A 10,159-nucleotide genomic window follows, 5' to 3' on the forward strand; every position below is an offset into this window, starting at 1 on the left:
GACGCCTGGGCCACGGACGCCCGCGCCGATGCGCAGATCATCGCCGCCATGCGTTCGGCCACCAGCATGAGCGTGTCCAGCGTGGGCGCGGACGGCCGCGCCTTTGCCGACAGCTACGCCCTGCGCGGCGCGGCCACGGCGATCGACGCCGCCGCGCTGGGCTGCGCGCGCCTGCGCTAAGCCCGGCTCCGCCTTACATTTGCCCGAAAATTCCGCTATGGCGCGGCCATGCAGACATCCGCCAGCCCCCTGATGCCGATTCCCGGCGCTATTGATCCTGTGCCCGTGCCGCGCGCCGTGACGCCGCGAGAGGATGGGCGCGTCGACCTGATGGGCCTGTCCCGCGCGCAGATCAAAAGCGTGTTCGAGGAAGCGGGGCTGGACGCCAAGGCGGCAAAGCTGCGCTCCAAGCAGATTTTCCATTGGCTCTATCATCGTGGCGAAACCGATTTCGACGCCATGACGGACCTTGCCAAGCCGATGCGCGGCTGGATGGCGGAGCGATTCGTGGTTGGGCGCCCCCAGGTGGTCGAAGCGCAGGTGTCGAGCGACGGTACCCGTAAATGGCTGCTGCGATCGGATGACGGTCAGGATTATGAGATGGTCTTCATCCCTGATGCAGACCGGGGCACGCTGTGCGTCTCGAGTCAGGTGGGCTGCACCTTGAACTGTTCCTTCTGCCACACCGGCACGATGCGGCTGGTGCGCAACCTGACGCCGGGCGAGATCGTGGGGCAGGTCATGCTGGCCCGCGACGCACTGGGTGAATGGCCCAAGGGCAGCATGGCGTCCGCCAATGATGACGAGGAAAGCGACGAGGCGTCGCATTACACGTCGGACGGCCGGATGCTGACCAACATCGTGATGATGGGCATGGGCGAACCGCTCTATAATTTCGATCATGTCCGCGACGCGCTCAAGGTCGTGATGGATGGCGATGGGCTGGCCCTGTCCAAGCGGCGCATCACTTTGTCGACCAGCGGCGTCATCCCGATGATGGCGCGCGCAGGTGAGGAAATCGGCGTCAACCTCGCCGTATCGCTCCATGGCGTGACCAAGAATGTGCGCGACGAGCTGGTGCCGCTCAACCGCAAGTTCGGGATTGAGGCGCTGCTGGCCGCCTGCGCCGCCTATCCCGGGGCGAATAATGCCCGGCGCATCACCTTTGAATATGTGATGATCAAGGACAAGAATGACAGCGACGCGGACGCGCGCGAGCTGGTGCGGCTGCTGCGGCTTTATAAGCTGCCGGCGAAGGTCAATCTGATCCCGTTCAATCCGTGGCCGGGCACCGATTATGAATGTTCCACGCCCGAACGGATCAGGCGCTTTTCCGACATCGTGTTCGAAGGCGGCATTTCCGCGCCGGTCCGCACCCCGCGCGGTCGCGACATCATGGCGGCGTGCGGCCAGTTGAAAAGCGCCAGCGAGAAAAAGAGCAAGGCAGAGATGCGCCGCCTCGCCGAAGAGAAGCAAGCCGCGCTGGGATGACCCGGGGCTGACAGGCTGCGCGTCAAAGCGCAATCAGAACCCCGCCCTCACCCGGCGGGGTTTTTCAGTTTAGGAGGGAATGAGGATGACGGACGAGGACATAAGGGCAATCGCGGACGCCTTCATCGCCCGCACCTTGCCCAAGGCCGATTGGACGCATGACGCGCATTTCGCGACCGCGCTCTGGCTCATGCTGAAACGACCGGACCTGCGGCCCGAACGCGACATGGCGGCCATGATCCGACGCTATAATGAAAGCGTTGGCGGGGTGAACGATGACAATAGCGGCTATCATGAGACGATCACACAGGCATCCTTGCGCATGGCGCGGCGGCTGCTGGCGAATCTGCCTGACGATGTCGCCCCTTCGGTGGCTTTTGCCGCGCTCAAGGCGTCGCCGCTAAGCGACAAGGATTGGCTGTTCGCCTATTGGTCGCGCAGCGCTTTGATGACGCCGGCGGCGCGGCGCGACTGGCTGGAACCGGACGTCAAGCCCCTGCCCGCCTGAATCGCTGACGAAAAAGGGCGGCCCCCTTGGGGACCGCCCTTCGCTTGATCTGATCGTGAGAGAGCGATCAGAACGACGTGGATCAGAAGCGGAAACCCACCCCGACCATGGCGGCGTCGCGGCCACCGACATTCTGTTCATATTCGGTGCGCTGATATTCGGCCGAGATATAGGTGTTCGGCGTCGCGGCGAACTCCAGGCCGCCGCCATAGCGCACGCCTTCCAGACCTGCGCCGTCGCCATCGAATTCGAAGCGGGTCGAGGCATAGCCGACCTTGCCGAAGGCGAGGACGCGCGGGGTCACGACATAGCCGGCGCGCAGCGACGCGGCGATGTCGCGGCTGACGTCAAGGCCGCTGTCGTCGACCGTGGTGTCGCCCAGGCTGACTTCCACGCCGCCGACGATGCGAGGGGCAAGCGCCAGATCATAGCCGGCGGTCACGCCATAGGCGAAGCCATCTTCGCCGCCGATCTTGTCATAACCCATGGTGACGCCGGCGCGCGGCCCAGTGAAGGGCGCAGCGTCCTGAGCGAAAGCAGGCGCAGAAACAGCGGTGGCAGCAGCAATCGCTGCGAAAATCACAGTCTTCATAAAGTCCTCGTTTTTGTTCTTAGCGCCGCGACTTAGATATTCATCCGGCGTTCAGGTTCGATGCAAAGAGACCACGGCTTTTGCCTATGATCGCTCCTGTTTCTATTCTCTTCCTCTTAAGGAGGAAGGAGCGCAATGTGCATCATCATCGCGCAGGCCCCATCTAGGATCACAAAAATCAGTTGCAAAGAGGGTCTGAATTTATTTCAATCAATTTCAGGCCTTGTGTTGCAAAACAGTTACATCGCTCTGAAGGCGACGGCTGCGCAGCGCTTATCGACCTGTCATGAATGTGGGCTAGAATGAACGCCATGGAAGATTTGCCGACCACCGCAGGCCCGACCGTCAAGCGGCATCGCCTGTCCACCCGCCTGTGGCACTGGCTGAACGCCCTGCTGCTCTACATCCTCTTCACCAGCGGCCTTGGCATCTTCAACGCGCATCCACGCCTCTACTGGGGGCACTATGGTGCCAATTTCGATCCCGCCTGGCTGGAACTGAACCGGTTCGGCAGCTGGTGGACATTGCCAGCCACCTATAATTTGGCGCTGTCACGCCACTGGCATCTGACCGCCGCGCCGATCTTCGCCTTCGCCCTGCTCGCCTACATGCTTTGGAGCCTGGCAAACCGGCATGTCAGCCGTGACCTTGCCTTCCGTCGCGACGAACTGGCGCCCCGACATGTGTGGCAGGATATCAAGGATCATGCGCGGCTGCGCTTCCCGACGGGAACGGCGGCGCTGCGCTACAATGTCCTGCAAAAAGCGAGCTATATCGGCGTGATTTTCGTGGCGCTGCCGCTTGTCATCCTGACCGGCCTCACCATGTCGCCGGGCATGAATGCCGCCTGGCCCTGGCTGGCGGACCTGTTCGGCGGGCGGCAATCGGCGCGCTCGATCCATTTCATCGCCGCCTTCGCGCTGGCAGCCTTCTTTCTAGTCCATATCCTGATGGTCCTCCTGGCCGGACCGGTGAACGAAGTGCGATCCATGATCACCGGGCGCTACAAGGTGCCGGAGCAACGCCCATGATCATCGCCCGCCGCGCGCTGCTGCTGGGCGCGACCGCCGCCCTCACTGGCTGCGATCGCCTTGCCCGGAACGAGACTGTCCGAAATGCCCTCTTTTCCGCCGAGAATTTCCACAAATGGGCACAGCGCAGCTTGATGGCGCGCGATGCCCTGGCGCAGGAATTTCGCCCCGACCAGATTTCGCCCGTCTTTCGCGCCAATGGCACCGCCAACCCGAACACGCCCGATTACAAGGCGATCTGGCGCACGGGCTTTGCCGACTGGCGCCTGCGCGTCGATGGCAAGGTCGCGCGACCATTGTCGCTGTCGCTGTCGCAATTGCACGCATTGCCTCATCGCGAACAGATTACCCGCCATGACTGCGTCGAAGGCTGGAGCGCGATCGGCAAATGGCGCGGCGTGCCGCTGCGCACGATCCTGGATGCGGCCGGATTGCGGCAGGATGCGCGCTATATCGTCTTTCATTGCGCCGACGATATGGGGGGCGGCCGATCCTATTATGAAAGCATCGACCTCATCGACGCTTTTCATCCGCAGACCATCCTTGCCTTCGCGCTCAACGACCGGCCGCTTTCGGTCGCCAATGGTGCGCCTTTGCGCCTGCGGGTGGAGCGGCAACTGGGCTATAAGCAGGCAAAATATCTGATGCGGATCGAAGCGGTGGACAGCATTGCGAACATCGGCCACGGCAAGGGCGGCTTCTGGGAAGACTATGCCGGCTATGATTGGTATGCCGGTATTTGACGCCTGCGTAACGACATGACACATGGAACATTATGAAGATATTCGAGCGCGTTCTCAAACGGTTGGTCACGCGTGGGCAACTGACGGTTCATTATGCCACGGGCGGCAGCTTCACTGCGGGACGTGCCGACCCGGAATTCCCCAACCTGGCCCTGCGCTTTCACGATAGCCGTGTCCCCTTCGACATCGTCAAAGATCCGCGCCTGGGCATGGCGGAAGCCTGGATCGACGGCCGTGTCGGGATAGAAGGCGGCGGCATCATGGAGTTCATATCCATGATCCGCGCCAATAACCCATGGGAAGCAGGGCGATCGATCGACGCGAAAAGCCGGATCAGCCGCAGCTTTAAGACCGTGCGGCAAAAACTGTGGCGCGCCAATCATAAATCGCGGTCAAAGGCGAATGTCGCCCATCATTATGACCTGTCCGGCGCGCTCTACGCGCTGTTTCTCGACCGCGACCGGCAATATAGCTGCGCCTATTTTCCCGATGCCGACAACGAAACCGGGATCAGCCTGGAACAGGCGCAGGAGGACAAGAAGGCGCATATCGCTGCAAAACTGCACCTCAAAGCCGGGATGAAAGTGCTCGACATCGGTTGCGGCTGGGGCGGCATGGCGCTCTATCTGCATCGCACCTGCGGCGTGGACGTGACGGGCATCACCCTGTCGGAGGAGCAGCTCAAGGTCGCGCGTCAGCGAGCGCAGGATGCGGGCGTCGCCGATCATGTCCGCTTCGAATTGATCGACTATCGCGACATGACCGGCCCGTTCGACCGCATCGTGTCAGTCGGCATGTTCGAGCATGTCGGCACCGCGCATTTCCGCACCTTTTATAACAAATGCCGGGAGTTGCTCGCGCCCGACGGCGTCATGCTGATCCACACGATCGGGCGGGTCGATGGACCCGGCATCACCGATGCATTCACGCAGAAATATATCTTCCCCGGCGGCTATATCCCCGCCTTGTCGGAAATGATCCAGGGCAGCGAAGGCACCCGGCTGATGGTGACGGATGTGGAGGTGCTGCGGATGCATTACGGCCTTACCATCCGCGAATGGTACAAGCGCACCATGGCGCACAAGGCGGACATCGTCGCACTGTATGACGAACGCTTCTTTCGCCTGTGGACTTTCTATCTGGCCGGCGCGGCGACCGTGTTCGAACATGGCGGCATGGTCAATTATCAGGTCCAATATGTCCGCGACCGCCGCGCGCTGCCGATCACGCGCGATTATATGCAGGAGGCCGAAAGCGCCCTGCGCGGACGCTGAACCTTCGCTGACAGCATTATTCCCGCTCGGTTCAGTTGGCGTTCGCCAAGGTGCCTCTCATGGCTCGCCCCGACAGGCGACCGGAGAGAGGAGAGACTATATGACCCTGATCTGGAAAGCGGCCGCAGCATTCAGCCTTGCCGTCGCTGGCGTGGGTGCGGCTGCAACGCCCGCGCAGGCACAATATCACAATGCAGGCTGGCGCGACGGGCGCGATCATCGCTGGGATAATCGGCGTTGGAGCGACCGTCGGCATTGGCGCGGTAACCGCCGCGACTGGCGGCGCCATGGCGGATATTATCGGTCCCATTATCGCTATCGCCCGCGCTGCTGGACGCAATGGCGTTATGATCGCTGGCGGCACCGCGACGTAAGGGTGCGTATCTGTCGCTGATCCGATAGGGCTACGCCGCGCCCTGCCCGGTTGATCGAACGGACAGGTTGCGGCATGGCTGGGGCATGAGCGATCCCATGCCCGTCATCCAGAGCCTGCTAGCGGGCCTGCCGATCCTGTTGCTGCATCTGGGCAGCGCGACCCTGGTGTGGCTGGCCGCGCTTGCCTTATATCTGTGGATCACGCCGCATGACGAATTCGCGCTGATCCGCGCCGGCAATGAATCGGCTGCCATTTCATTAGGCGGCGCGGCGATTGGCCTTGCCGTGCCGCTGGGTTTCTGCCTGGCCGGATCGGTCAATGTCTGGGACGTAATAATCTGGGGCAGCGTGACGCTGGTTCTACAACTGGTCGCCTTTCGCCTCGTCGACTTTCTCATCGGCACCTTATCCGCTCGGATCGAGGCGAATGAGCGGTCGGCGGCGATCTTCCTGGCGATGATGAAGGCGGCGGTGGCCTGTCTGACCGCTGCTGCGGTGGCGGGCTAAGAGCGTATGGCGGGCAAGCAGGGTTGTGGCTGCCTGCCCTTCGCTCTGGGTGCGGTGCTTCTGATCGTGGCCTGGGGCGCGCAGCAAGCCGTCATCCCGCCACTCCAAGTCGAGCAATTCGATCCGCGCAGCCCGCGCCGGCCCATGCCGCAATGGGGCGACGAACAGTTTGTGATCGAGGATCGCCCTGGCGGACCCGCCGATTCCATGGGCACCGCCTTTGCGGTCGATCGGGATGGCGCGTGGTTGACCGCCGAGCATGTTACCCATGGCTGCACCCGCGTCGGACTGGAGGATGGCCGCTTCGCCCGGCCCGTCGCTCGGGTGCTGGAAAGCCGGGAGGGCGATGCGGCCGTGGTGCAGGCCAATCTCACCAGCCCCGACGCGCTCCCCCTGTCCGATCATGTGCCGCAGCCGGGGACTCCGGGCTATCATATGGGCTTTCCGGCCGGCGAACCTACCCTGGTTGTATCGGAACTGATCGGATCGGCCAGCGCCCGGCGCGGCCTTAGCGAAACCGCGCAGCCGATCCTCGCCTGGGCCGAACGCACCCGCCTGCCCGCTGGCGATGGCACGCTTTCGGGCATCAGCGGCGGTCCTGTCCTGTCCGAAGATGGCCATGTCATCGGCGTCAACAGCGCCGCCACCGATCGGCGCGGCCGGATATTGACGACAGCCCCCGATGCAGTCGTCCGGCTCGCTGTCGCCAGTCGGCTGATCGACGAACGGCCCGTCGCCTATCCGATCGAGAATGTCGCCGACGCCAGCCGTCGTTTTGTCGCCTGGCTGGATCAGGGCGTCATCCGCCGCATCTTCTGCAATGTCGACGCGCCGGCGGGCGGTTGACGAGCGCGCAGGCCAGGCGCTAGGCGCTGCCCAACTTTGCAAGGATTTCCATCATGAGCGATACGCCCCCCGATCATCTGTCCACCAATCCCAAGAGCCCCCATTTCGACATGGATGTGCTCCAGCGCGGCATCGGCATCCGCTTCAAGGGCCGTGAGCGCAAGGATGTCGAGGAATATTGCGTGTCGGAAGGCTGGATCCGCGTCGCCGCCGGCAAGACCCGCGATCGTCACGGTAATCCGCTGACGATCAAGCTGAATGGCGAGGTCGAGGCCTGGTTCGAAAATCCGGCCAAGGGCGCTGCCGACGAAAAGGTGTCGGACGGCGAATAAGGGCAAAGGGGCGCCGCGATCAGGCGCCCCTTTTTGCGATCAGTTCACCATCGTCTCGCGCTTCACGTCCGCGATGATGGCGCTCAGACTCCGCTCTACCGGCGTATTGTCGGCAAATTGCAGGATCGCCGGATCGGTGCGCAGATGTGGCGCACGACCGCGCCGTTCCGCCTTGGCTTCGACTATAGCCTGCGCAGTCCGGACCGCGCGGACAGGGGCTCCTTCGCGATCCCAGCGATCGGCGTCCACCCTGGCGAAGCGGATGCTTGCGCCCAACGCAGGATCAGGCGTGAAATCGTGCAGCTTGGCCTTGGACGGATAGATGAAACCGAAGGTCGGATTGATGCGCGCGCCCATTTGCCCGGTCGGGCTGTGCCATACCCGCACCTGACTCCAGTCCCCTTGGTCCGAAACGTCGATCGCCAGCACATCCTCCTCGATCGCGCCGGGCACGGACCAGTTGGCATGGCGAATGAGGATTCGGCGATCGTCCAGCACGCGGCTTACCACCGCGACATGCCCCAGCGCCATTGGGCCGAATGCCCGGAACGCCAGCACCGCGCCTTTTTTAGGCGCATGCCCGCGCTTGAAACGGCCATCGGCCTGATCCCACCAGTTGAGCGCATCGCCATAAAGATCAACGCCCGACACCGTGCGCGCATAGGGCACGCATTGCAGCACCGACGCACCCCATGCTTGCGCGCCCGTCATCCCGGACAGCAACAGCGCGGCTGTCCAGACCATCTTTCGAATCATTTGCGATCCCGAAACGTCTAGAATCGCCCCACCGGGATCGACCCTATGCGCGCGTCGGTTGGCAAAAGGTTAAAGGCTCAGAAAGCAGAGCGGACCGCCGCGCCACCGGTCGTATCAGCCGACGCGATCTGCACCGGCTGGTCGATCGTCTCAGGCGCTTGAGCGTAGATGAAGCCGCGCGCCGGGTTGGAGCGCGTGCCAAGGCCGCCGATCGGGCCATACCAGACGCGCACGTCGGTCCAGTCATTATTGGGCGACACGTCGATGGCGCGCACATCGCGTTCGATGCCACCGCGATAAGACCAGTTGGCATGGGTCAGCAACACTTCGCGATCCCCGACCACTTTGCTGACCATTGCAACATGGCCGACCGGCATCGAACGGCTGGAAGAAAAGGCCAGCACGGCACCGACGCGCGGTTCGTGCCCACGGGCGTAGCGGCCTTCGGCCTGGCCCCACCAGGTATTGGCGTTGCCATGAATGTCGATACCGGAAACCTGGCGGGCGAAGGGCGCGCATTGCAGCGTGCCAGCAGCGGCAGGGACGGAAGCCAATGTCGAAAGCGCAAGAATAGACGCCGCGAAAAACGCGCGAAAACCAGCCAGCATGTGATTGCGACCCCGACTTTTTGCTTAGGCTTGAACCCGATGGCCGCTTTAGGGCAGACGCCGCCGAGCTTGAAAAGTCGCTGGCGACGAATCGTTTTGTCGATGCGTTATGTTGTGGAACGAAAGACATGACCGGCTGTTACGGTCAGTCGCGTTGCGGCCGTCAAGTCGCTGAACAGGCTTGGCTCCGTGCCCGTCATCCATATCTGCCCACCGGTTTCCGCCAGCCGGTCAAACAGCGCCGCGCGACGGAGCGGATCGAGATGCGCCGCCACTTCGTCAAGCAACAGCACCGGGGGCTGTCCGCGTTCGTCGGCGACCAAAGCGGCATGGGCGAGCAGAATCGACAGGAGCAGCGCTTTTTGCTCCCCAGTCGAACACAACGCCGCCGCCTGCCCCTTGGCCACATGCGTCACGGCCAAGTCGTGGCGATGCGGCCCGGACAGGCTGCGCCCGGCGGCTGCGTCGCGGCGCCGCTGTCGCGCCAGGCGCATCGCCAGCGGCTCCTCTCCTTGCGGCTCCGCCTCCTCGATGGCGATCATCGGCCGCGCAAAGGGTGCGTCCGGCTGCCGCGCCAATATATTATTGAGGCGCACGACAAGGTCCGCCCGCGCCGCGCTCAGGGCCAGACCATGGTCGTCCATCTGCGCCTCCAACGCGGACAGCCAGGCCGGATCGGCCGTGCGCAAATCGCCGAGCAACCGGTTGCGCGCGCGCATTGCCGCGTCGTAGCGCGCGCTATGCGCGGCATGGCCTGGATGCAGCGCAAGTGTCAGCCGGTCGAGAAAGCGCCGCCTTCCGCCCGGACTGTCCAGGAACAGCCGGTCCATTGCCGGTGTCAGCCATGTGATCGCGAGATGATCGGCCAGCGCATTGGCGGACGACCCGACGCCGCCGATCCGCACCTGCCGGCGTTCCGGCGCGCTTGCCGCGACGCCAGTGCCCAGCACGACCCCATCGACTTCGGCAGCGATGCCAAAGCCCCCCGCCCCCTCCTGCCGCGCCATCGCGCCCAGCGCCGCGCCGCGCAGGCCCCGGCCAGGCGCCAACATCGACACGGCTTCCAATATGTTGGTCTTGCCCGCGCCATTGTCGC

At 63.5% G+C, this 10,159-nt stretch carries 13 protein-coding genes and 1 pseudogene; 10 read left to right on the plus strand and 4 right to left on the minus strand.

What is annotated here, in order from left to right:
* The 3 genes and pseudogenes from B2V90_RS16470 to B2V90_RS16480 form a co-directional block, all read left to right on the plus strand.
* Positions 1-180: pseudogene (locus B2V90_RS16470) on the plus strand (hypothetical protein); the annotation flags it as partial.
* 48 nt (positions 181-228) lie between these two features.
* On the plus strand, positions 229-1,491 hold the full coding sequence (rlmN, locus tag B2V90_RS16475) for a 23S rRNA (adenine(2503)-C(2))-methyltransferase RlmN (protein ID WP_228220589.1): 1,263 nt from the start codon (positions 229-231) through the stop codon (positions 1,489-1,491).
* An 85-nt stretch (positions 1,492-1,576) separates the two neighbouring features.
* Positions 1,577-1,999: a hypothetical protein gene (locus tag B2V90_RS16480; protein ID WP_228220588.1), complete on the plus strand. Its 423-nt coding sequence runs from the start codon at positions 1,577-1,579 to the stop codon at positions 1,997-1,999.
* A gap of 82 nt (positions 2,000-2,081) precedes the next feature.
* Here the strand turns inward: B2V90_RS16480 and B2V90_RS16485 are convergent, their stop codons facing one another.
* Positions 2,082-2,591 carry an outer membrane protein gene (locus B2V90_RS16485; protein WP_009822641.1) on the minus strand — a complete coding sequence of 170 codons (510 nt, stop codon included), beginning with the start codon at positions 2,589-2,591 and terminating at the stop codon, positions 2,082-2,084.
* Positions 2,592-2,902: 311 nt separating this feature from the next.
* Here B2V90_RS16485 and B2V90_RS16490 point away from each other — a divergent pair, with 311 nt between their 5' ends.
* From B2V90_RS16490 to B2V90_RS16520, 7 genes are all read left to right on the plus strand, one after another.
* Positions 2,903-3,622, plus strand: coding sequence for a cytochrome b/b6 domain-containing protein (locus B2V90_RS16490; RefSeq protein WP_414711615.1), 720 nt, complete (start codon positions 2,903-2,905; stop codon positions 3,620-3,622).
* Complete coding sequence (locus B2V90_RS16495; RefSeq protein WP_228220586.1) at positions 3,619-4,365, plus strand: molybdopterin-binding protein; 747 nt, start codon at positions 3,619-3,621, stop codon at positions 4,363-4,365. The genes B2V90_RS16490 and B2V90_RS16495 overlap by 4 nt, the downstream gene beginning before the upstream one ends.
* A 32-nt stretch (positions 4,366-4,397) precedes the next feature.
* Complete coding sequence (locus B2V90_RS16500; protein WP_228220585.1) at positions 4,398-5,639, plus strand: SAM-dependent methyltransferase; 1,242 nt, start codon at positions 4,398-4,400, stop codon at positions 5,637-5,639.
* A gap of 100 nt (positions 5,640-5,739) precedes the next feature.
* Positions 5,740-6,033 carry a hypothetical protein gene (locus B2V90_RS16505; RefSeq protein WP_083784892.1) on the plus strand — a complete coding sequence of 98 codons (294 nt, stop codon included), beginning with the start codon at positions 5,740-5,742 and terminating at the stop codon, positions 6,031-6,033.
* A gap of 65 nt (positions 6,034-6,098) precedes the next feature.
* Positions 6,099-6,521: a DUF350 domain-containing protein gene (locus tag B2V90_RS16510; protein WP_228220584.1), complete on the plus strand. Its 423-nt coding sequence runs from the start codon at positions 6,099-6,101 to the stop codon at positions 6,519-6,521.
* A gap of 6 nt (positions 6,522-6,527) precedes the next feature.
* Positions 6,528-7,367 (plus strand): S1 family peptidase, encoded by an 840-nt coding sequence (locus B2V90_RS16515; protein WP_009822647.1) that lies wholly within the window; start codon positions 6,528-6,530, stop codon positions 7,365-7,367.
* 53 nt (positions 7,368-7,420) lie between these two features.
* Entirely contained in the window at positions 7,421-7,699 is a 279-nt protein-coding gene (locus B2V90_RS16520; protein ID WP_228220583.1) for a DUF3297 family protein, read from the plus strand.
* Between the two features lie 39 nt (positions 7,700-7,738).
* On the opposite strand, the gene B2V90_RS16525 is transcribed toward B2V90_RS16520, so the two are convergent.
* The 3 genes from B2V90_RS16525 to recF form a co-directional block, all read right to left on the minus strand.
* A complete protein-coding gene (locus tag B2V90_RS16525) occupies positions 7,739-8,455 on the minus strand; it encodes a CHAP domain-containing protein (protein ID WP_228220582.1) in 717 nt (238 codons plus the stop codon).
* 77 nt (positions 8,456-8,532) lie between these two features.
* The gene (locus tag B2V90_RS16530; protein ID WP_009822650.1) at positions 8,533-9,063 is read right to left on the minus strand and encodes a CHAP domain-containing protein; all 531 of its coding nucleotides are present in this window, start codon (positions 9,061-9,063) and stop codon (positions 8,533-8,535) included.
* Positions 9,064-9,170: 107 nt separating this feature from the next.
* Positions 9,171-10,159: DNA replication/repair protein RecF (recF, locus tag B2V90_RS16535; protein ID WP_293922365.1), on the minus strand; the 989-nt coding region annotated here is incomplete at its 5' end.

The sequence above is a fragment of the Sphingobium sp. UBA5915 genome, from assembly GCF_002431195.1.
GTDB classification, from domain to species: Bacteria; Pseudomonadota; Alphaproteobacteria; order Sphingomonadales; family Sphingomonadaceae; genus Sphingobium; species Sphingobium soli.